Source organism: Lysinibacillus sp. NPDC097214 (assembly GCF_050277945.1).
Classification (GTDB): Bacteria; Bacillota; Bacilli; order Bacillales_A; family Planococcaceae; genus Lysinibacillus; species Lysinibacillus xylanilyticus_B.
In genome coordinates this window covers 557788-580320 of sequence record NZ_JBNNSS010000001.1, presented here as the reverse complement: position 1 = coordinate 580320, position 22533 = coordinate 557788, and the positions used below count along the sequence as shown (strand labels likewise).

Sequence of the window (22533 nt, the reverse complement as noted above, 5' to 3'; positions counted from 1 at the left end):
CATCTTTTTTGTTTACAGTAATTTATTACTTTTTATCCAATTCTATTGTTATATAATGAAATGTGACATGTTTTACCAAGTGGAAGGAGGGGGTTGTATGGTATTGTTTGGTTTGTTTCAAAAGCCAGTGGATGAAAGCGTTGAGAGAAACAACGATTTAGAAATACAAATATTAAAAAAGCGCATTCTGGAATTGGAACTTGAACAGGAAAGCATTGATGTGAAAAATGCGATTTTGGACTTTGTACTAGCGCATATGGAGTTAATTAATTTTCAAACGGCTTTAAAGGTTCAACATGTTTCAACGGGTGTAGGGGATCTTTCAGCCATGAGTGAAGAAATGTCGTCAAATACTGAAGAGATGCTGGCAGTTGAGCAAAATGTTAATGCAAACATTCAAGAAATCAAACAGCATTCATTACTCCTTGTAGAGGAAATGGAATCGTCCATTACAAAAGGTGAAATGGTTCAGGAGTTGTTATCTAAAGGAGCTCATTCAACAGAGCAGTTGTATAATGAAATGACTAAAATGGATGATATCGGTAAAAGTGTAACCGGGATTGCTAATCAAACACAACTACTATCCTTAAATGCCTCTATTGAAGCGGCACGTGCTGGTGAGCATGGCAAAGGATTTAATGTTGTCGCGATGGAGGTAGGGAAGTTAGCCAACAGCTCGAAAGGTTCATTGCAAGAAATGACGAAGATTCGATCAGTCATTGATAAGAAATTACATAATACAATCACAAATATCAAACAAGTCGAACATTATTTAACTGACTTTTTAAGTATCATGAAGAACAATATTGCTAATTTGACTGTAACTAGTAAAAATATTGAAGAAGCAGCACATGGAATTCATCAAATAACAGCCGCATCAGAAGAAAATGTAATAGCTGTAGGTCGTTTAGCGGAAACAACGACGGAATTATCACATACTAGTGACTTCTCGGATATAATACAAAATCAAGTATCTGAAATGTTAAAAGCTATTGCACCTACAATCCGTAAACCCCAAGAGCAAACGGTAGTTAGCCAATTGGCAGCAAGGTTAATGGACCATGCAAGCTTTTTACGAAATGCTATACAAAAGGCTGGCCATAAAGAAATTATAAAAACGCATCATCAATGTAAGTTTGGGGAATGGTATTATGGCCATTTTGAGGAATATCGGAATTTACCAGAATATCGTCATATAGAACAACCCCATGAATTAGTACATACGGCCGCACAAAAATTAGTGAATGAACTATCAATCAAAAACTTAGAGGAAGTGATTCAATACTCACTAAATATTTTAGAAGCGTTTATTTCGTTAATAGATGTACTGTTAAAAGAAAGACATGCCCAACTATAAATATTAAAAGGATTGTCATCCATCAATTTGGAATGACAATCCTTTTCGTTTTATTCTGAAGGAACGGTGTTCATGATTCGTTCCTTGACGTCCCATTTAACTGTAAATGTAACGTTCTGTTGCTTTTCACGTTTTTCATCATAGCACTCAGTTAAATAACCTTTTACCTGCTGGATTTGTTCAGCTATAAATCCTGCTTCAAGTCTAAAGCTACGAAGACCGATTTGTAATAAATCTGGATCATTTGTCAACTGGAATGTCCGTCCATCCTTCGATTCTTTGACAAGCTCTAAATTACCCCAACAGGCATCTGCGAAAAATGCGATAAGTTCATCTTGACTTTTACATGGGAACTTCCGTGCTAGGTCTTTTCCTGCCCAGTAAAGAACATCACCTTCATGTTTACCAAGAATGGAAGATAAAATATAATCGCGAATTATCTCATAGCCAAATGCTGAGATTGTAGGTGATGAAGTGTTTAACATTTAAATCCTTCTTTCTTAGAATTTTCTTATAATTCGACACTGATAAAGTAAAGATAGATTTTTCGAGAAAAAACGACGCATCATGTACTAGATTGTTTCTTTAATAAGGAATATGAAAAACTCTTAGTTGCCTTGACGCTCGTAGCTCTTGAGAGTACAATAAACATGTCATAATATTGTACCATGATGAAATACACAGTCAATGAAGTATCAGTTACAAAATGATGACTTCTTTTGATGTGATATTTTAAGTACTAAGGGGGGTAACAGTCTTGTCGAAAGATCGAGAGTTTTTATGGCGTCGCTTACATTCTCTACTTGGTATCATTCCAGTAGGTCTGTTTTTAACGATGCACCTGTTAATTAACTTTACAGCAACAGGCGGAGCAGAAAGTTACAACGCAGCTACCGCAAATATGGAAAAGATTCCATTCCTTATCCTAGTTGAATGGATTGTCATCTATATTCCATTAATGTTCCACGCATTTTATGGTGTCTTCATTGCATTCACTGCTACACCAAATACAGGACGTTTCAGCACATACCGTAACTGGATGTACTCATTACAACGTTTCACTGGTGTATTCTTAGTGATCTTCATTGCATGGCATATTTTCCAAACTCGTATTCAAAAAGCGCTTGGTACAGAAGTTGATTACGACATGATGGCAGATATCGTTTCTAATCCATTTATGCTTGGATTCTACATTGTTGGTATTATATCAGCGACTTTCCACTTATCTAACGGTTTATGGGCATTCCTAGTAAGCTGGGGTATTGTACAATCTCCTCAGTCTCAAAAGATTGCTACTTATGTAACAAACATTATTTTCGTAATTCTAAGTGTAGTTGGTGTGGCTGCTATTTTAGCTTTCGTTTAATGTAATAGAAGCTACTATAGAGCACATGGCAATCATTGCAATTTTTTAAGAGGAGTGAGAAATAATCATGGCGAAAAGCAAAATAATTGTTGTCGGCGGCGGTCTAGCTGGTCTGATGGCAACGATTAAAGCAGCTGAAGTTGGTACTGAAGTTGATTTATTCTCATTAGTTCCTGTAAAACGCTCACACTCTGTATGTGCGCAGGGCGGAATTAATGGTGCAGTAAATACAAAAGGTGAAGGGGATTCTCCTTGGATCCACTTTGATGATACAGTTTATGGTGGGGACTTCTTAGCGAACCAACCACCTGTTAAAGGTATGTGTGATGCAGCCCCTGGTATTATTCACTTAATGGACCGTATGGGTGTAATGTTCAACCGTACACCAGAAGGTCTTCTTGACTTCCGTCGTTTCGGTGGTACTTTAATGCACCGTACAGCATTCTCTGGTGCAACAACTGGTCAACAATTACTATACGCACTAGACGAGCAAGTTCGCTCTCACGAAGTAGCTGGTTTAGTGAACAAATATGAGCACTGGGAATTCCTTGGTGCAGTAGTCGATCCTGACGGCGTTTGTCGTGGTATCGTAGCGCAAGATATGCGTACAGAAGAAATCAAATCATTCCGTGCAGACGCTGTTATTATGGCGACTGGTGGCCCTGGTATTATCTTCGGTAAAACAACAAACTCTGTTATTAATACAGGTTCTGCTGCTTCTATCGTTTACCAACAAGGTGCCTCATACGCGAATGGTGAGTTCATCCAAATTCACCCAACAGCGATTCCTGGAGATGACAAAAACCGTCTAATGTCAGAATCAGCTCGTGGTGAAGGTGGCCGTATTTGGACTTATAAAGACGGTAAACCTTGGTACTTCCTAGAAGAAAAATATCCTGCATATGGTAACTTAGTACCACGTGATATTGCAACACGTGAAATTTTCGACGTTTGTGTAAACCAAAAACTTGGTATCAACGGCGAAAACATGGTATACCTAGATCTTTCTCATAAAGATCCGCATGAATTAGACGTTAAACTAGGTGGTATCATCGAGATCTACGAAAAATTCGTAGGGGATGACCCACGTAAATTACCAATGAAAATCTTCCCAGCAGTTCACTACTCAATGGGTGGATTATGGGTTGACTACAACCAAATGACTGAAATTCCTGGTCTATTTGCAGCAGGTGAATGTGATTATTCTCAACATGGTGCAAACCGTCTTGGTGCGAACTCATTATTATCTGCTATCTATGGCGGTATGGTTGCTGGACCAAACGCAGTAGATTACGTTAAACATCTTAAAAAGCATGCTGAAGATCTTCCACAAGAGATTTTCGATGCTCGCGTTAAAGAAGAACAAGCTAAGTGGGATGCTGTCATGAAAATGGATGGCACAGAAAACGCTTACTTGCTTCATAAAGAGCTTGGTGAAATGATGACAGCTACTATGACAGTAGTACGTTACAACGACCAACTTCAAGATACATTGAACAAACTTGATGAATTCCAAAAACGTTGGGAAAACATTAACATCAACGATACACAAAAATGGAGTAACCAAGGTGCTCACTTTACGCGTCAGTTGAAAAATATGATTTACCTAGCGAAAGTAATGACAAAAGGTGCATTATTACGTAACGAATCTCGTGGTGCACACTATAAACCAGATTTCCCGAACCGTGATGATGAGCAGTTCTTAAAAACTACAATGGCGAAATTTGACCCAACTACTGGTGATCCAATCATCACGTACCAAGAAGTCGACGTTTCATTAATTCCGCCACGTAAACGTGATTACTCTGCGAAAGGAGACTAAGAATTATGAATATCGCAGCTAATACTGGAAGAATGGTCAAAGTTGAAATTTTACGTCAAGATACACAAGGTGGCAATGGCTACTGGCAGAAATTTGATATTCCTTACCGCCATGGTATGAACGTCATTTCTGTATTAATGGAAATTCAAAAGAATCCAGTTACGTCAAATGGTGAAAATACAACACCAGTTGCATGGGATATGAACTGTCTAGAAGAAGTTTGTGGTGCATGTTCAATGGTTATCAATGGCCGCCCACGTCAATCTTGTTCAACACTTGTTGACCAATTGACTGAGCCAATTAAACTTGAGCCTATGAAAACTTTCCCAGTTATTCGTGACTTACAAGTTGACCGTGATCGTATGTTCAACGCACTTAAAAAAGTTAAAGCATGGGTTCCAATCGATGGTACTTATGATTTAGGTGAAGGTCCACGTATGCCAGAAGGTAAACGTCAATGGGCTTATGAATTATCTAAATGTATGACTTGTGGTGTATGTATGGAAGCATGTCCAAACGTGTCTGAAAAAGCTTCATTCATCGGACCAGCACCATTATCACAAGTACGTCTATTCAACACTCACCCAACTGGTGCAATGATTAAAGACGAACGTTTAAATGCGATCATGGGTGATGGAGGCCTTGCAAACTGCGGTAACTCACAAAACTGTGTAGCTGCTTGTCCAAAAGGTATTCCTTTAACAACATCTATCGCATCATTAAACCGTGCAACTACAGTGCAAATGTTCCGTAACTTCTTCGGTTCTGACCACCACGTTGACTAATAGTACAAGCTTTACCCAAACTCCCTTACACTCAATGTGTGAGGGAGTTTTTTTCTATGTGTATAAGTAAATAATTTTGTAGATTAATCGCTTGTAAATGTACGATGGTTGAAGATTTATACTCAGTGGAGATGAAGAACCTCATACTGATTAATGTTTTGTAGTATTGAGAGTTCTGAATAGGGTCATTTTCAAGAAAGATTAATAAACTAACTATGATGATTTCAAAACAGCATAGTATGAAGCAAAAATAGAATACTTAGAACAAGAAAGTTTTAAATGAATTAGCCCAAAAATCTGAATTTTCTATGATAATATTGTGTTTTCTTTTATAATGAATATATATTCATTTATGACTTGCTAATTCCATCTGTTGTTTCGGGAATAAGCGATGAAAATTAGGGGGATGGCTAAGATGAAAGCAAATTATATCGGAGATTTTCAGGAATGGACAAAGGATTTTGCATTTTTTATTGAGGTTCGTGTACGTTTTTCAGAAACAGATATGTACGGTCATATGAACAATACAGTTAGCTTTACATATTTTGAACAGGCACGAATTGATTATTTCCGTCATTTAGGTGTTCTCATGCCATCTGCAATTGATGGAAATGTAGAAGCGATTCCTATAGTAGCTGACTTACAGTGTGATTACGTGAAGCAAGTTTTCTTTGATGATGTGCTAAGAATTTATACGAAGATAGCGACAGTAGGGAACTCATCGATGGATATTCATTACTTAGCGAAAAATCAGCATGAAGAGGTTTGCTTTACGGGTCGTGGTACGGTAGTGCAAATGGACCCTCAAACAGGGAAGAGTGTACCTCTATCTGAAGAAGTAAAAGTTCAGTTAGCAAGTTTGGTGTTCATATAGTATTGGAAACGGATTACAAAGTGGAGGCTGGGCAACTTCTTGGGGGTTAGCGATAGAGGAACGAAGGCTAAAACCATCACATCCTGTGATAACGCCTTCGTGACCAACATCGGTGCTGTTGTTGCTGCCGCTTCGCTTTCGCACATACAAAACACGTTGCTGCCGCTACGTTAGCAATACGCTTTCGCGCAAAAGACATCTGTTGGCCCGAGACGCTGGATTGAGCAAATAGGGGAACGAATCACATCCTGTGATCACGCCTCATATTGTTGTTGTCGATACGCTATCGCACACAAAACATTTGCTGCTGCCGCTACGCTTTCGCGCAGAAAACATTTGTTGGCGAAGCAGCATCGGACACCCCCAGGAAAGCGCCCAGTCGAAACGAAAATCAACCACGCGTTATGGTGATGAGCCACTTTTACATAAAATTCATTAACTTATGGAAGCAATTTCCGAATTTTTTTAGGAAACACGAGATATTCATGAAAATAGCCGTCACCGCTCCTCATTCCTTAACATAAGTTACAATACGTGCGGGGGAGGAGGGTGTAACTGAAAATGAATAGCTCTCATCATCGTTCTCTTTTAACTAACCGAGAACGTGAAATATTTGCGCTTTTATTAGCTGAAAAAACAACGAGGGATATTGCAGAGCAACTTGGTATTAGTGAAAAAACAGTGCGAAATCACATTTCCAATACAATTCAAAAGTTAGGTGTAACGAATCGATCTCAAGCGTTAATTGAGCTGTTACGCTTAGAAGAATTTAAATTAGACTAAATGGACACTTGCTATTTCAGAAAAAAAACGACAAAATAGAACTATTCAACGTATTTTTAGGAGTGAAATAGTTATATGTCGGATGAAGTAACCAAACACTCACCTGAAACCGTTGCAACGGTTGAAAAGGAATTACGCTATATAGCGGCGATTGTGAAGCAAAAAGGAAGAGAGATTGTTTCACAATATGCGATTACGCCGCCACAATTTGTTGCATTGCAGTGGTTAGAAGAGCTTGGAGATATAACAATTGGCGACCTGTCAAATCGATTATACTTAGCTTTTAGTACAACAACAGATTTAGTGGACCGAATGGAGAAAAATGAATTAGTTAAGCGAGTGCGTGACGAAAATGATCGTCGTGTCGTTGTTGTTCATCTTCTCGAAAAGGGCGAACGTATTATTCAAGAGGTTATTGAAAAAAGACAGCAATATTTGCAAGAGAAACTTGTTGGTTTTAACGAACAAGAAGTCGCTCAGTTATCAAGCTATTTAGAAAAACTACATGTACACATGAAACAGGATTGAGGCGGAAAGTATGAATGCCCCGATAGGCGTTATTGACTCAGGAGTAGGCGGTTTAACCGTAGCAAAAGAAATAATGAAGTTATTACCAAACGAAACAATCTATTATATTGGTGATACAGCAAGATGTCCGTATGGTCCAAGAACTCGACAGGAAGTGCGGAATTTTACTTGGCAAATGGCAAAAGCACTAGAGAAAATGAATATCAAAATGCTCGTCATTGCTTGTAATACAGCGACTGCAGTAGCACTCGAAAGTTTACAAAGAAATATGCCTTTTCCGGTACTAGGCGTTATTAATGCTGGCGCACGTGCAGCTGTAAAGAAAACGAAGCGACATGAAGTCGTTGTGCTTGCAACTGAAGGAACAATTAAAAGTGGGGCGTATGAGGAAGCCTTATTTTCACTGAATACGTCAACTCATATTATTCCACTTGCTTGTCCAACATTCGTACCACTTGTAGAAAGTGGCGAATATAAAGGTGAATTTGCAAATAAATTAATTGCGGAAGGTTTAAAGCCGCTGAAAAATGAACAATTTGATACGGTCATACTAGGATGTACGCATTATCCAATTTTGCAAAAACAAATTGAAGCTGTTGTAGGAGAAGAAGTTTTTGTGCTATCTTCCGCAGAGGAAACAGCAAAGGATGTTCAAGAAATGCTTGCTTATAATGGCACTTTGGCTGACCCAGACGCTGTGCCTGCTCATAAATATTATGCAACTGGTTCGGTTCCAATTTTCCGTTCGATTGCTGAAAGTTGGCTTGAGCAAGGTACTCTTCATATAAAACGTATGACATTAAAATAAAAAATCAGCTTAGCTATGGGCTAGGCTGATTTTTGACGTTTTTAGCATTGTATATAGGGACTGAGCACTTTTTTGAAGGTCAAAATTATGTTAAGATGAGTGCGCGAAAGTTTTTAGGAGGAACGAAAAATATGACAAGATTTGATGGAAGAAATGTAGATGCACTGCGTCCGGTGAAAATAGATAGTGAGTATTTATTGCACCCAGAAGGCTCAGTATTAATTCAAGTAGGTAATACGAAAGTGATTTGTACAGCAACGATTGAGGATAAGGTTCCTGGTTTTTTACGTGGACAAGGTAAAGGGTGGATCACTGCAGAATACTCGATGCTACCTCGTGCAACAGCACAGCGTACAGCACGCGAATCATCTCGTGGCAAAGTCAATGGCCGTACAATGGAAATCCAACGATTAATCGGTCGTGCATTACGTGCAGTCGTGGACTTAGAAGCACTTGGTGAACGTACTGTATGGATTGACTGTGATGTGATTCAAGCAGATGGAGGGACACGTACAGCTTCAATAACAGGAGCATTTGTAGCGATGACCCAGGCAATTGCTAAGTTTGCTGAAGAAAAACCATTAAAAAAATTCCCAGTGACAGACTATTTAGCTGCAACAAGTGTTGGTATTGTAGAGGATCACGGGGCCATTTTAGACTTAAACTACGTTGAAGATGTCGCTGCTGCCGTAGATATGAATATCGTCATGACAGGAGCAGGACGATTTGTTGAGCTACAAGGGACAGGTGAAGAAGCAACCTTTTCTCGTGAAGAGTTAAATGAACTACTGGCGTTAGGTGAACAGGGCATTCAACAATTGATTGCACTTCAAAAAGAGACACTAGGTGAATTGGCTAACAAAGTGGGAGGAAATGAATAACATGAAACAAGTAGTAATTGCGACAAAAAATAAAGGAAAAGCAAAAGATTTCGAAGCGTTATTTGGACCACTTGGCTATGAAGTTGTAACGATGTTTGATGTTGCCCCAGAGATGGAAATAGACGAAACAGGCACTACCTTTGAGGAAAATGCTATCTTAAAGGCAGAAGAATTAGCAAAAGAGCTTGGTACAATTGTTATTGCTGATGATAGTGGCTTAGCTGTTGATGCATTAAATGGTGAACCAGGTGTGTATTCTGCACGTTATGCTGGTGATCATGATGATGAAGCCAACATGGTTAAACTATTAGAAAACTTAAAAAATGTCGAGGATGAAAAGCGTACAGCACGCTTCTGCTGTTGCATTGCTATTGCAGGGCCTGGTTTTGAGACGACAACAGTTTTTGGTACTTGTGAAGGTGTTATTGCACACGAAAAACGTGGTACAAACGGATTTGGTTATGATCCAGTCTTCTTTGTCCCAAGTTTAAATCGTATGATGGCAGAGCTAACAGCCGATGAAAAAGGAGCAATTTCCCACCGTGGGAATGCGATTCGTAAGTTAAAGGAACAATTACCTAATCTTATAAAATAAGAGGTGATATCCATGCAAATACTTGTCATGAGTGATACACATGGCGATAGTAATGTGATTGAAAAAGTTCGTGGCTTTTACCCACATGTCGATGCTGTCATTCATTGTGGAGATAGTGAGCTTCCTTTCTCCCATAAAGCATTGGAGGGCATGAAGAAAGTACGAGGGAATTGTGACATCGATAAAGCCTTCCCTGATGAAGAAGTATTCGATTTAGAGGACGCTACAATCTTTGTCACACATGGCCATTTATTCAATGTTAAAACTTCAATCTTGTCATTATCCTATCGTGCCAAAGAAGTAAACGCGCAAATTGCGTGCTTTGGTCACTCACATATTCTTGGAGCGGAAATGATTGATGATGTATTATTTTTAAATCCGGGGAGCTTATTAAAACCACGAGGTCGTAAAGAAAAAAGCTTTGCCCTTGTAGAGGTTGAAGATACGTATTTTGAAGTAAAGTTCTTTACGGACGATAATAGCTGTATTTCCACCCACAAGTTTATGCGAAAATGAGAAACAAAAACGCTTAAGTTATAGAAACTCTAAGCGTTTTTTGTTTTATCCCACAAGCAATTATGCCTTGGCATAATTGCGTTCGGTCACCACCTATAGAGGTGGGAGAATTCTGTACCTGTCGCTACGCTTTCGGTACAAAAGACATTTGTAACTGCCGTTTCACTTACGTTACATAAAACATCTGTAGCTGACGCTTTGCTTTCGCTACAGAAAATAATTGCTGAAGGTAGTTAAATGCAAATGGTAAAAATGGCTATGAATTGTTTATGATGAAGTAGAAACAATAAATATAAACGAAACAAAGGAGAAAACATGGAAAGTACAATGGGATGGAATTTTGATAATAGCTATACCCGCCTACCAAGCATTTTTTATACATCAATCAATTTAAATCCAGTTCGCTCACCAAAGTTAATCATGTTAAATGAATCAGTTGCCAATTCACTTGGATTAAACAGCGATGCTCTGAAAAGCGAAGAAGTGGTAGCGATTTTTGCAGGTAGCAACAATCCGACCGGAGGCATGCCTATAGCACAAGCTTACGCAGGGCATCAATTTGGCCACTTTAATATGCTAGGAGACGGAAGAGCACTGTTATTAGGTGAACAAATAACACCAGCTCATGAACGCTTTGATATCGCACTAAAAGGCTCTGGAAGAACGCCTTATTCCCGTGGCGGAGATGGTAGAGCAGCACTTGGTCCAATGCTACGTGAATATATTATGAGTGAAGCCATGTATGCACTTGGCATTCCAACTACTCGAAGCTTAGCTGTCGTGACTACAGGCGAAATGATTCTCCGTGAAACAGAGCTTCCAGGCGCGGTTTTAACGCGCATTGCAAGCAGTCATTTGCGTGTTGGAACGTTCCAATATGGAGCGAATTTTGGAACGGAGGAGGAGCTAAGAGCATTAGCGGATTATGCCTTAGAACGGCACTTTCCCAATGCTGATATAGCTCAAAACCGTTATATAACCCTACTACAGGAAGTTATAAAGAAACAAGCGTCTCTTATTGCAAAATGGCAGCTAGTTGGTTTTATTCATGGAGTCATGAACACAGATAATATGGCCATTAGTGGGGAGACGATTGATTATGGTCCTTGCGCTTTCATGGATACTTATGATCCAGCGACAGTATTTAGCTCTATTGATCGACAAGGACGTTATGCTTATGGTAACCAGCCTAATATCGGAGGATGGAATTTAACACGATTTGCCGAATCATTAATACCGTTAATCCATGAAAATGAGGAAGATGCTATACACTTAGCTCAAGAGGCTCTTAAGCAATATCCTCAATTGTATTTTGCAAACTGGTTAGCGGGTATGCGAGCAAAGCTTGGGATATTCAACGAAGAAGATCATGACGTGGCACTAATTGAAGAGCTTCTAAAGTTAATGCAGCAACATCAAGCAGACTATACGAATACATTTATCGCATTAACCTTTGATAAATTCACTGAATCAGCGTTATTTAGTACAGAAGAATTTAAAGAATGGCATAAAAATTGGCAAGCAAGACTAGAAAGACAACAAGAAACAAAAGACATGTCTCAACAATTAATGCGTGAGCATAATCCAGCAGTTATTCCACGAAATCACCGTGTAGAAGAAGCATTAGAGGCTGCTGTTGAACAGGAAGACTATAGTGTAATGGAGCGATTACTAGAAGCTCTTGCTAACCCTTTTGCACATTCTAAGGAGCAACAGGAGTATACAACATTACCAACACCATCTAACCAACCATATCGAACGTTTTGTGGCACATAAGTTGAAAACGAAGGAGAATTCCTTCGTTTTTTGTTGGCTGCAATGAAATAAAGGTGCAAGTATAGCTCTTCGGCAAAACGAGGAGTTGATTTCCGTTCCGGCTGGGCGCTTTGCCGCTTTGCCACTGACGCTTCGCTTTCGCGCAGGGCAGAGCTTCCTGTGGGCGTCCGATGAGCCGCTTCGCTTCGCTGCAGGGCCTCGGGCCAACAGATGTTTTTGCGCGAAAGCGTAGTTCTAACGTAGCGGCAGCAAAGCGTTAGAATTAACAGGTGTACAATTGCGTCACTGTAATTAGTCTTTTCTGTTGATTATTGTGAGAAGCAATAGGGTTCACTTTTGAAATGTATAAAATTTATAAAAGTTCTACGGTATTGCTGTTTTCCGTTCCAGGCTAATCGACTCCCGTGGGAAAGCGAGTAGCCTGGAACGGAAATCACCCCATTAAAAGAGCATAACATTCACCAAAATTACCTTGACCCATTTTGGTTTTCAACAGTTGAAACGAAGGATAATTTCTTCGTTTTTTTATTTTGAAAAAATTGTCACTACATAATTTCTCGAGCATACGCTATGTATGAATAGTAGTGAAGGGAATGTGTAAAGTGCATAAGTATTCAAAAGGTTGGTTTGTGAAGCAACTACGAGATCATGGTATTTTGGTGCATCCACAATTTAAAAGTCATTTAGGCAATTATAAAGAATCCGAACTGCGCAATTTATATTACCGATATGTTGAAAAAGAAACAGTAGATTCAGAACAAAAATAGTCATGTTCGTTTGAATAACTCCTTTGTAGGAAAGAATTTAACTACAGAAAGGAGTTATTTTATGTGGAGTAAATCATGGATTTTGACGCAAATTTGGCAAGATGTGTTGTTTCTACATTGGCCAGTATCACCTAAGGATTTAGAGCAGTACATTCCGCAAGAGTTACAACTGGATCTCTATGAAAATAACGCTTGGCTTAGTGCTGTCCTTTTTAAAGTGAAAGGACAACGACTAAGATTTCTACCACTATTCCCAGGAGTTGATTCCTATTTGCAGCTTAATGTCCGGACATATGTTACATATAACGGCATGAAAGGAGTCTATTTTTTAAATTCAGATGTTACGAATCGTTTTATTGTACAAATAACTACAAAGGGTGGTTTATCATATCGCCATTCTAAAATATCTATGAAACAAAAAGAGAACAATTTTTCGTTTACAAGTATATATTACGGTGCACTGACAGAAAGGTTGAAAATTTCATATCAACCGATTGCTAGTGAAATAATTAGTTCTCCCTTTGAAAAATGGCTAGTGGAACGTTATCGTTCTTGGTCAAAATGGAAAAATTCTTTATTTCGGATAGATATAGATCATATACCATGGCAACTGCAACGAGTCCACATTAATATTGAAAGCAATACACTAGCTCCATTTGTAAAGGAATCAATACAAGGCATTCAACCGATTGCTCATTATTCAAAGAGTAAACAGGCTAGAATTTTTTCGCCAATTTTGGAAAAGAAATAACCGATTTATTAACGTTAATAAAAGAGGTAACAAAATTGCATGACAATGGCGCTTGCAATCATATCCGACATAGCAAGTGCCTCTGCCTCAATGTCGTCAAAAACTTGAACATCCTCAAGATAGTTTTTCTGAATCATAGTCACGGCTTCTTTTTTTGTTAAAGCTAAATGTGTATAGAACATTTTTTGCACTTCCTCAATACTTAAATACGGATTAATTCGATTTAAAAATATGGCAATTTCGTCAGCATTACGATACCATTCCATTTCCTTTTCATCCGCTGTTGCAGCATCTCCTTTGGCAGCTGCGGTTACTAGCTGTGCAGCAATAAGAAGATGTTCTTAAATCAGCTCAGCATAACGATCAGCAATTTGATCGCCGTAAAATGGACGTAGACAATTACCTAAGTCAGTCGCATTTTGTAACAGTCGCTTCTGCACAAAGGGTAAATCAGGTAAGCCAAACACAATACTAATAATCGTCATCCTCGTCCAATTGACATGCTCCATCCATAATAAACGATTCATTGCCATAAAATCAGCTTCAGCTCTACTGATACAGCGACGATGATCGTTCTGCGGCAATAAAAAATGGCGAACAGGTGCAGTATATTGTGTGGAAGTAGCTTTATATAACGCACTTAAAGGACTACCGTAATATCCATTTGAATATGAGTACAATGTATATCCACTCCCTTCAGTTTTTCTTCTACTGTAGAATACTCTGAGGTATTTCCATATATGAAAGAACAATTTTATGATAGGAGTGAATATGGCTATTCTTCATATATCATTTTCTTTGTCATCCCACCATCAACTGTTAGATTAATGTCTGAAAAAATTATTTGTTTGAATCAAATCATTCCATTCATCCATGTTACGTCATAAAAGATTTATGTTGAAATTTACCCGCCTTATTAATTAAAATATGTATAATATCGAAATGATCAACAAGACATCCTGTTCTTTCGTATTAGCTGCCCAATCCCTTTTGCACCGCCAGTTACGACAACTACTAAATCTTTAAACATGTTTGCATCCACCAGTTTTTTGCTTTGTATTATTTAACAAAAGTAGAGTAGAGAGATGGCATAATGAGGTACAGGAAATCATATAATATTTATATTGAGGCAAACCTTGCCTTCATAGTAAAATTAATGTTGACTTTATCGTAAAAAGGACATATAATAAATATTGTCCTTGATATGGACTACATAAAAAATAACATCATGTCTCAGTAGCTCAGCAGGATAGAGCAACGGCCTTCTAAGCCGTCGGTCGGGGGTTCGAATCCCTCCTGGGACGTCATAATTGCGGTGTGAACCGCGTCAAATCAACCTTCTTGCGTAGTTTTATAGCGGTCAATGAAGCGGTCTAACTGCGGAAATTGAAACGCCTTCTAACTAAACGTTAGGAGGTTTTTTTGCGTGGTCTAAAAAAAGAAACGGTTTAAATGTAGGTACGAATTTAAATGGAATATTCAGCGTGGAGGATAGCAAGAACCCGATCGTTGTTAATCCGAAGTCTGCGCTATCTATCGAAAAAGCGTTAGAGATTTTTGTAAGACAGATGCGAGCGAGCGGATTACGTGAGCGTACTGCTGTTCACGATTATGAAACGTACGTTGTAATTAACGACATTCCGAATAGATATCCATCAAATTGTTATGCGATTAATATATGAAAAGTTAAATACTCACTCGCGCCAACGAGTAGAGTAGCTGATCCTGCGTCAGGAGAATCGGCAATTATTCGCTAGAGCTTGCGCCAACAAGTATCTAGTAAAGATCTTTGTGCCAACACCTAGTTTTTTTTATTATTTTTCAACTGACTCTTTGCTTCATCTATTATTGTTGCAATTAACTCTTCCTTCGTTAATTTAAAATTATTACCGCCATATTGAAATTCATCTACCATATCACTTATGATGAACCATTCTTCAAGGTCTTCTGGGTAATCAATATCTCGAATCACTTTATTTATATCATAGACTATTTCAAAAACGTTATTCTTATCTTGTAGTATTTTTTCAGATAAATGCAAAATATAATATCTAGCACACTCTTCATATGATGGTTCTTGCAACTCCATCTCACTTAATGCTCTTTTAAAGTAATCTTCTACTTCAAAAATATTAAGTGGTTCTCTTAGAGAAGATAAGATATTTAAAGAACACGATGAACAATTATTTTCCAACATGGTGAAAGCCCAATTAATATAATCGACAGTCTTAATATCCTGATTTTGATATATTTTATAAAATAATAGTAGAGTGTTCATAGTATATCACCTCTAACATTTTTTTATTTATTATACCAAACAGCTAAGCATTGTTAGTTAAATAGCAAGTAACTGTTTCGAACAGTCTTGATTAAACAAAGGTACAACATAGCTTTTTCCTTTAAATGAGTAATAAGGAAGCATAACGCCTTCATTTCGCCCATATAGCCGTGGCTAAAAATGGTTTTAAATCATAAGTTGATGTATTTATCATCTAAAGTGTTTCGACGCTAGATCAAAGGAGGATTGAACGGAATTGAATATCGCAGCCGCCATCATAAATATTCAAGGGAAGATACTCGGGCAGACTGGACGTAAAACCAACGTATATTACAGCGAAGGCCAAGGCGCTTTGTTCGTATTTATGGGAGAACCTTTAACGGTCGGCAACGTAATTTACGCAGCGTCTGAAATGGAATTAATGATGAACCTTGACACCTAGAGTGAGTAAGGTTAAATGGAAGTGGACGGAATGATTTTAAAAAATTCAAAAAAAGTACTTTACATTACGTAAGTACTGACGATTCCGCCTAAACAAAAAAACGTCACTGCGGTTAAGCAGTGACATTAAGTGACGTTATTAATCTTCTGATTTTTTTGCAGTTAATTTTAGTAAATCTTCTACAAACTCAGGTGTTTCAAAAAATGTAAATACCTGATAACGAGGATTAAGTTTATTTCGCATTGTGTGGGACAAATCGTGGCCCAACTCAATCAATTCAATTGCTAAAGACTTTTTATATATGTTCTTCATCCCATAATCCTTTGCATTTAAAGCGATGTTTAAATAGTAATCCTCTGTCATTTGTTCTCGTTCATTTTTCATATATAAAACCTCCACCGATAATTTTTTGAATCTTAGTAATTTGGTGGATTTTTAGTAATTAATATTATGATAACAGACCGGTAAATGGCGGACAAATAAAAAAATAACACTCATTGCTGAGCGCTATTTATCATATAAGTCAAATTTTAAATTGTTTTCAATATAAGCTTGTTCTTCAGCGGGAGTCAACAAACGAATTGCTTTCCCTGAATTTCTTGATTCCTCGCCTCCTTGAAGTTCCCAAATTGCGTTATGATCTTCTACAGCATGAGAAAAATCACCTTTCGACCATCTTTCCAATATTGAAATGTAAAGCTCCTTAAATTTATAATTGCTTTCTTTGGAAATTGCTAACAATCGGTCAACTTTAGCCTGTGTTATTTGCGTGTGACCCCATTTTACTTTAGCTTCAACCTTCTGGTGAGACATGCTGTGAATGGCTTCGTTCACTTTGTGTTCTATTAAGTTGTCAGGATAAAGCAACTCTTCTTTTGTAACAATTTTATCTTCAAGTGTCACTCCAGCATGTTCAACAATTGCTTTTTCTTTTTCAGGAACAGGTTTCCCCATTTGTTCAGTGAATTTGATGTAACCAAACACTCCACCGAAGATGATTAATATTACAATGATACTGATAACCGATTTTGTTTTTCTTTTCATATTGAACCTCACTTATAAATATGTATTTCATTATGTAATTGGGTAGGGTGGTTGTGTAAATAAGTTAATAATAACAAATTATTGAAACTGGATTCAATAGATATAATCAATACAATTATGTATAGGTTAGGTCAACATAAACATTGTTTATGTTGAAAAGACTACTGCTGTGAGTACAGTATATAGTATGTATATGTATGTTATATAAGTCCCTCGTGCTGTGCGAGGTACCTATGACTACAGCTACTACAGTGTATATACATTACATATAGTACACATATAGGTCCGATTATTTGTCGGACTAAGGCAAAATTGTGAAATGTTCTATCCGATGTGCAAATGGCGCACATCAAATAGGTTTATGGGATTTTTCCCATTAACTCTAGGTATATAACGTTTCGTTAGACACCTACGAGCAAGAAACGTTGCTGGTCAAAATCGACCACATAGGTACGTAGCGAAATGCTACCTACCTATGTGGGTCAGTCGTGAAACACGACACACTTAAAGGTTGTGCATATTCTATTAAAGGGGAGGAGGCGAGCCTGTAAGCGTTGATAGTGAAGTAGGGGATATTTACACACGCTGTATAAATGAAGCTACAGAGCGATGTGTGGAGCTTTTGAGGAAGCATAAGAAAAGGATTTGTATATATGAAGAATAATCATAAACACAAATCCTGATTAACGTAACTCCGTAATTATTTTTCTTTAATAAAAAAGAAACCTGTTCCATTTTCTTGTAGTACAAATCCTTCTTTAACGGACATTTTTTCCACCATTTTTTGTTCCTCTGCTGTTTATTGAACTGAAGCTCTACGTTAGAGAAAAAAGACTTACTTAACTTCAATTACAAAGTCATAATTCGAACTTCCCTTTTTCCAATGTGCAGAAACACTATAAATATAAACCCCTTTCTCTTTTGGCACTAATAAAATATTGTCATTTAATGGGACATTCTCCATTTCGTTTTTATTAAACCATATAGATGCGCCCAACGTATTTTCTAGTGGTTTACGATTAAATTCTATTTTTAATTCAGCTCCAGGTGATACAACAACAGGTTTAAGTTCTTGATGTTTAATCATATCTGGCGGGGAAATCTTATCAACACATTGAACGTTAATAAGTCCATTCCAACAATAAGAACCTTGTGCCACTTCTACAGTATTATTTTCAATAGTTATGGTTGGTTTAGGTGGTTTAAGGTTAAATACAAAATAAATCCCACCTACTAACACAACTACAGCTAACAAAGAAATTAATACCTTTTTCATACACTTCCCCCCTTATTGTTTCTAAAGACACCGTATTCCACTAAACTGCCTAGTTAGTGGAATTACTGGATAATCAGTTGTTTGATATAGTGTAACGCACTTTCCAATGTTGGTATACGGAAGAGTGAGCTTGACCGAATCCCTAGTAGAGTTTAAAAACGTCTCAAATTGTTGGTATGATCATGTTGACTCAGTAGCTCTGCAGGATAGAGCAAAGGCCATCTAAGCCGTCGGTCGCGTGTTCGATTCCCTCTTGAGACATATCGAGGTTCAGATAGAATAAGTTTGAACTAACTAAAAAGTGGCACAAATCCTTTTAAGGGTTTGAGGCGCTTTTTTTGAGAGAGAGAAAAATGTATTTTGTTGCACTTAACCTCTATTTTGCAAGTTCTCACTAAACTATTTTTTGTCATTCTCTAATTAGAATAATTTATATGAAAAAAGGAAATAAATATGTGTAAAATGTTGGAGTTGATAGTTATGGAATTTGATAAAGAGAGAGAAGTTTACTGCTACAGCTGTCGCAAAAAAACTGTATTTACTCGTAAAGATATGCATAATAAAAATGGAGTAGATAGTCACTGTAGTGAATGTTCTGGTATTTGGTTTGAATGGCAAAATCGGGCTGTGGAGAGAGAAATGGAAAAATGGATTGAATATAATAAAGGGCTCGCAAATTAGAATATATTAACCATTGGTAGATATTCCATAATCAATAATACCCACAGTCTAATGTGAAAATAGCTCATGCCTAGGATGCATGGGCTATTTTTTAGTCTTTATTTCTTTGTTGAAATCGTAAAAATGAAAAATTTAACTTGAACACTTTATGAACGTTTTGTTAAAATTTGTAGCACTTTTAAATGTAATATAACAAAATGATAAGATTTTTATTACATTTAGCGCTATTTATCTACATAGTTTTAGGAAAAACATGCTCGCTTAATACACCTTTTATCATGTTTGTTCATAGTTTGCTTATTAGTAAATTCGTAGCTATTATACCAATAGAAACACAATTTCAAAAGTAAGGAGACTAGTAATATGAACATTAAATTCACAAAATTAAGTAAGAGTAAAAAGGGGATAAGTGCAGCCATATTAGCAGCGGGAATCATGGGGATTGCAATGGCACCAAATGCATCTGCCCATGGGTTTGTTGAAAAACCAGCTAGCCGTGCTGCTTTATGTAGCCAAAGTTATGGTGCGCTTAACTTGAGTTGTGGAAGGGTTATGTATGAGCCACAGAGCTTAGAGGCCAAAAAAGGATTTCCACAAGGTGGACCAGTAGATGGTAAAATTGCATCTGCAGGAGGTCAGTTTGATGGCATCCTCGATCAGCAAACTGCAAATCGTTGGTTTAAGAATACGATTACAGGGGGATCGAATACCTTTACGTGGAAGTACACTGCAACACATTTAACAAGCAAATGGCACTATTATATTACGAAAAAGGGATGGGATCCTAATAAGCCATTAACTCGTGCTGATCTTGAGCCAATTGGAACTGTTGAACATAATGGTACTGATGCAACAAATAATTTAACGCATACAATTAACGTACCAACGGATCGTAGTGGCTACCATGTTATTTTAGCTGTTTGGGATGTAGCTAATACTGCAAATGCTTTCTATAATGTCATTGATGTTAATTTGGTGAATAATGTAGATATAGATAAGGAAGCTCCATCTCAACCAAATGGATTACAAGCAACGAAAGTTACTTCTAGCAGCGCTGAACTAAAATGGAATCCTTCTACAGACAATGTGGGTGTAAAAGAATATCAAGTATTACGTGATGGTAAAGTAGTTGGAAATGTACCAGGAACAACATTCACAGATAAAAATTTAAAAGCGGATACAAAATATACATATACAATAAAGGCAGTGGATGCAGCTGGAAATGTTTCTAAAGAAAGTGAGTCTACAGTTGTAGAGACAATGAAAGCAGTTCCAGATACAGAAGCACCAACGCAACCAACTACACTGCATACGATGGCGGTAACATCATCAAGTGTAGACTTAATGTGGAGTGCATCAGAGGATAATGTAGCAGTTGACCATTATGTGATTTATCGAGAAACATCAGTAGGGCAAATGACTGCAGTTGGAACATCGAAAACTACATCGTTTATGGACATGAATCTACAAGCCAATACTACTTATAAGTATGCAGTTACTGCTGTTGATGCCGCTGGAAATGAATCTATTAAAAGTTCCGTTTTAACTGTGACTACAAAAGAGCAAGGGGCGTCTTATGAGCAATGGAGTTCAACTAAGGCGTACACAAAAGGTGATAAAGTAGAGCACCAAGGTAAAGTATATGAAGCGGTTCAAAGCTATCAAGGATATGGAGATCCGAATTGGATTTTCGCATTGTCTTTATGGAAAGAAGTTAAATAAAAAGTAAAGTCCTAATAAAAAGCCTTGCTCTGCATAACGGGTTCTGTTTTGAAGTACAAAAAGCAAAATCGCAGGTTAAAAATACAATTAATTAGCATATTAAAAGGTACTGCAATTCGCAGTACCTTTTTTGTACAACTTGGTTTGATATTTCGTGAATCAAAATTTAACTAAAGCTACCCGTTAGCCATCCGTGAAGCGCAAAAATAAGCTCTTCACCACAGAAAATGAAAGATAATTAAGTTCTTTCATGGGAGTTCAATAAATATTTTTCTAGCTATCCATAATTAATTGCTCCCACTCACTTAAGTACATACGTTTTGTAATTTTTTTAGGATTTTCAAGTTTACAAATAAACTCTAAACTATTTCCATCTGGATCATTAAAATGTATTTTGGCGTGAGCATAACCATTATGAGCCATTACAAAGGGTTCAAAAGGCTCAAAACCAAATGCTTCTCTTGGTTCGTAACCCTTATGTTTAAGCCAACTAACTGAATTTTTTAATCCTTCCAACGAGACTTGAAAAGCTATATGTCTGATTGAAGGATGATATTCAATTTCTACTTTATCTGTTTCCCATAATCCCAACCAACTTTTATCTTTTTCAATCCACAAAAAAGCTAATTTATCCTCAACACTGTGGTCAAGCTCTAAACCAAGATCTGTATAAAATTCAATAGATTTTTTCAGGTTACTTACTGGTAAATGCGCTTCATATAAACCTATTATCAACAATGACACCCCTTTTGTTATGTTATTTTCAATAGTATCAATCTTTCAAAATTTGGGAATCGTCCAAAGGTCTAATCTAATTCTAATTCTCCAACTATCCTGCACCGTTAGTTGAAGAATAAAAAGAAGGGATCTCTGCGGAATCCCTTCTTGAAGTATAGCCCCCGTTACTTCAATACTACATACTAAAGTTCTTTCACGGGAGTTGAATATAGTTCCTTGCCATTTAAATTATCACGTTAACTAATTCGAGCGAAAAACCTCGAAAACAGAACCCGTTATGCTCTGCAAGGCTTTTTTAAAATTTAGTTAATGCCTTTATCAATCCAAATGTCTAAGAAACGAGAGAAGAGAAAACTTATAAAAAGAGGTATAATATAATAGGAAGAAACTCAAGATAGAAAGATGGATTTTAAAATGAACGAACAATTAGTTGATTGGATTACACGTTTTCAAAAGGAGAAAGATATAGAGGCTCTCGCAAACTTAAAAGACTATTGCTACTATATGATTGAACCTTTAATTGAGGAATTTACGGAGAAATACGGTGAAGATGCTGGGGAATTATTACGGTTAAAATGGGATAAGCGTTTTTATTTTATTTTTACAAAGTATCAATTAAATGTTGGGCTGCCTTTAGATTCTTTCGTTAAAAATACGTACCGTTTTTATTTTATGCAGGTTTTAAAGAAGGCGGGCTATTGAATTAAATAGTAGGGGAGTGTTTGGCTCCATGAAAAAACCCT

General features: G+C 37.3%; 25 protein-coding genes, 1 tRNA gene and 1 pseudogene. 20 read left to right on the top strand and 7 right to left on the bottom strand.

Annotation, left to right across the window (positions count from 1 at the left end):
* Positions 1-97: 97 nt before the first annotated feature.
* Positions 98-1357, top strand: a complete 1260-nt coding sequence (locus ACQKMI_RS02820; protein WP_427487111.1) for a methyl-accepting chemotaxis protein — start codon at positions 98-100, stop codon at positions 1355-1357.
* A 50-nt stretch (positions 1358-1407) separates the two neighbouring features.
* On the opposite strand, the gene ACQKMI_RS02815 is transcribed toward ACQKMI_RS02820, so the two are convergent.
* A complete protein-coding gene (locus ACQKMI_RS02815) occupies positions 1408-1842 on the bottom strand; it encodes a YslB family protein (RefSeq protein WP_427487109.1) in 435 nt (144 codons plus the stop codon).
* A gap of 272 nt (positions 1843-2114) precedes the next feature.
* Here ACQKMI_RS02815 and ACQKMI_RS02810 point away from each other — a divergent pair, with 272 nt between their 5' ends.
* From ACQKMI_RS02810 to ACQKMI_RS02750, 13 genes are all read left to right on the top strand, one after another.
* Positions 2115-2723 (top strand): succinate dehydrogenase cytochrome b558 subunit, encoded by a 609-nt coding sequence (locus tag ACQKMI_RS02810; protein ID WP_427414448.1) that lies wholly within the window; start codon positions 2115-2117, stop codon positions 2721-2723.
* A 67-nt stretch (positions 2724-2790) separates the two neighbouring features.
* Positions 2791-4545 carry a succinate dehydrogenase flavoprotein subunit gene (gene sdhA / locus ACQKMI_RS02805; RefSeq protein WP_427487107.1) on the top strand — a complete coding sequence of 585 codons (1755 nt, stop codon included), beginning with the start codon at positions 2791-2793 and terminating at the stop codon, positions 4543-4545.
* Between the two features lie 5 nt (positions 4546-4550).
* Positions 4551-5330 carry a succinate dehydrogenase iron-sulfur subunit gene (gene sdhB / locus ACQKMI_RS02800; RefSeq protein ID WP_427487106.1) on the top strand — a complete coding sequence of 260 codons (780 nt, stop codon included), beginning with the start codon at positions 4551-4553 and terminating at the stop codon, positions 5328-5330.
* A gap of 415 nt (positions 5331-5745) precedes the next feature.
* Positions 5746-6204, top strand: coding sequence for an acyl-CoA thioesterase (locus ACQKMI_RS02795; protein ID WP_427414445.1), 459 nt, complete (start codon positions 5746-5748; stop codon positions 6202-6204).
* A 561-nt stretch (positions 6205-6765) separates the two neighbouring features.
* Complete coding sequence (locus ACQKMI_RS02790; protein ID WP_368635680.1) at positions 6766-6987, top strand: helix-turn-helix domain-containing protein; 222 nt, start codon at positions 6766-6768, stop codon at positions 6985-6987.
* A gap of 75 nt (positions 6988-7062) precedes the next feature.
* Complete coding sequence (locus tag ACQKMI_RS02785; RefSeq protein ID WP_053484913.1) at positions 7063-7515, top strand: MarR family winged helix-turn-helix transcriptional regulator; 453 nt, start codon at positions 7063-7065, stop codon at positions 7513-7515.
* A 10-nt stretch (positions 7516-7525) separates the two neighbouring features.
* Positions 7526-8323 carry a glutamate racemase gene (gene racE / locus ACQKMI_RS02780; protein WP_427487104.1) on the top strand — a complete coding sequence of 266 codons (798 nt, stop codon included), beginning with the start codon at positions 7526-7528 and terminating at the stop codon, positions 8321-8323.
* A gap of 131 nt (positions 8324-8454) precedes the next feature.
* Positions 8455-9204 (top strand): ribonuclease PH, encoded by a 750-nt coding sequence (gene rph, locus ACQKMI_RS02775; RefSeq protein ID WP_427487103.1) that lies wholly within the window; start codon positions 8455-8457, stop codon positions 9202-9204.
* 1 nt (position 9205) lies between these two features.
* Positions 9206-9799 carry an XTP/dITP diphosphatase gene (locus tag ACQKMI_RS02770; protein WP_427487102.1) on the top strand — a complete coding sequence of 198 codons (594 nt, stop codon included), beginning with the start codon at positions 9206-9208 and terminating at the stop codon, positions 9797-9799.
* Positions 9800-9811: 12 nt separating this feature from the next.
* Positions 9812-10315, top strand: coding sequence for a metallophosphoesterase (locus tag ACQKMI_RS02765; RefSeq protein ID WP_427487101.1), 504 nt, complete (start codon positions 9812-9814; stop codon positions 10313-10315).
* 315 nt (positions 10316-10630) lie between these two features.
* A complete protein-coding gene (locus ACQKMI_RS02760) occupies positions 10631-12091 on the top strand; it encodes a protein adenylyltransferase SelO (RefSeq protein ID WP_427487100.1) in 1461 nt (486 codons plus the stop codon).
* A 593-nt stretch (positions 12092-12684) separates the two neighbouring features.
* Entirely contained in the window at positions 12685-12858 is a 174-nt protein-coding gene (locus ACQKMI_RS02755) for a DUF2639 domain-containing protein (RefSeq protein ID WP_427487099.1), read from the top strand.
* Between the two features lie 61 nt (positions 12859-12919).
* Positions 12920-13609, top strand: coding sequence for a YqjF family protein (locus ACQKMI_RS02750; protein WP_427487098.1), 690 nt, complete (start codon positions 12920-12922; stop codon positions 13607-13609).
* Positions 13610-13623: 14 nt separating this feature from the next.
* Here the strand turns inward: ACQKMI_RS02750 and ACQKMI_RS02745 are convergent.
* A pseudogene (locus ACQKMI_RS02745) lies at positions 13624-14289 on the bottom strand (hypothetical protein).
* A 550-nt stretch (positions 14290-14839) separates the two neighbouring features.
* Here ACQKMI_RS02745 and ACQKMI_RS02740 point away from each other — a divergent pair.
* Both ACQKMI_RS02740 and ACQKMI_RS02735 read left to right on the top strand, forming a co-directional pair.
* Positions 14840-14913: transfer RNA gene (locus tag ACQKMI_RS02740), tRNA-Arg, on the top strand.
* Positions 14914-15093: 180 nt separating this feature from the next.
* Complete coding sequence (locus tag ACQKMI_RS02735) at positions 15094-15291, top strand: hypothetical protein (protein WP_427487096.1); 198 nt, start codon at positions 15094-15096, stop codon at positions 15289-15291.
* A 119-nt stretch (positions 15292-15410) separates the two neighbouring features.
* Here the strand turns inward: ACQKMI_RS02735 and ACQKMI_RS02730 are convergent, their stop codons facing one another.
* Positions 15411-15887 carry a hypothetical protein gene (locus tag ACQKMI_RS02730; protein ID WP_427487095.1) on the bottom strand — a complete coding sequence of 159 codons (477 nt, stop codon included), beginning with the start codon at positions 15885-15887 and terminating at the stop codon, positions 15411-15413.
* A 256-nt stretch (positions 15888-16143) separates the two neighbouring features.
* On the opposite strand from ACQKMI_RS02730, the gene ACQKMI_RS02725 reads away from it, so the two are divergent.
* Complete coding sequence (locus tag ACQKMI_RS02725) at positions 16144-16329, top strand: hypothetical protein (RefSeq protein ID WP_427487093.1); 186 nt, start codon at positions 16144-16146, stop codon at positions 16327-16329.
* A gap of 138 nt (positions 16330-16467) precedes the next feature.
* Here the strand turns inward: ACQKMI_RS02725 and ACQKMI_RS02720 are convergent, their stop codons facing one another.
* The 3 genes from ACQKMI_RS02720 to ACQKMI_RS02710 form a co-directional block, all read right to left on the bottom strand.
* Positions 16468-16713, bottom strand: coding sequence for a hypothetical protein (locus ACQKMI_RS02720; RefSeq protein WP_427487092.1), 246 nt, complete (start codon positions 16711-16713; stop codon positions 16468-16470).
* Between the two features lie 123 nt (positions 16714-16836).
* Positions 16837-17373, bottom strand: coding sequence for a DUF6241 domain-containing protein (locus ACQKMI_RS02715; RefSeq protein WP_427487091.1), 537 nt, complete (start codon positions 17371-17373; stop codon positions 16837-16839).
* Between the two features lie 835 nt (positions 17374-18208).
* Positions 18209-18649 carry a hypothetical protein gene (locus ACQKMI_RS02710; RefSeq protein ID WP_427487090.1) on the bottom strand — a complete coding sequence of 147 codons (441 nt, stop codon included), beginning with the start codon at positions 18647-18649 and terminating at the stop codon, positions 18209-18211.
* 480 nt (positions 18650-19129) lie between these two features.
* On the opposite strand from ACQKMI_RS02710, the gene ACQKMI_RS02705 reads away from it, so the two are divergent.
* Both ACQKMI_RS02705 and ACQKMI_RS02700 read left to right on the top strand, forming a co-directional pair.
* Positions 19130-19330 carry a hypothetical protein gene (locus ACQKMI_RS02705; protein WP_427487089.1) on the top strand — a complete coding sequence of 67 codons (201 nt, stop codon included), beginning with the start codon at positions 19130-19132 and terminating at the stop codon, positions 19328-19330.
* A gap of 363 nt (positions 19331-19693) precedes the next feature.
* Entirely contained in the window at positions 19694-21052 is a 1359-nt protein-coding gene (locus ACQKMI_RS02700; RefSeq protein WP_427487088.1) for a lytic polysaccharide monooxygenase, read from the top strand.
* A 273-nt stretch (positions 21053-21325) separates the two neighbouring features.
* Here the strand turns inward: ACQKMI_RS02700 and ACQKMI_RS02695 are convergent, their stop codons facing one another.
* Positions 21326-21787: a VOC family protein gene (locus ACQKMI_RS02695; protein WP_427487087.1), complete on the bottom strand. Its 462-nt coding sequence runs from the start codon at positions 21785-21787 to the stop codon at positions 21326-21328.
* 417 nt (positions 21788-22204) lie between these two features.
* Between ACQKMI_RS02695 and ACQKMI_RS02690 the strand changes: the two genes are divergently transcribed.
* Entirely contained in the window at positions 22205-22492 is a 288-nt protein-coding gene (locus tag ACQKMI_RS02690) for a hypothetical protein (protein WP_049667586.1), read from the top strand.
* Positions 22493-22533 lie beyond the last annotated feature (41 nt).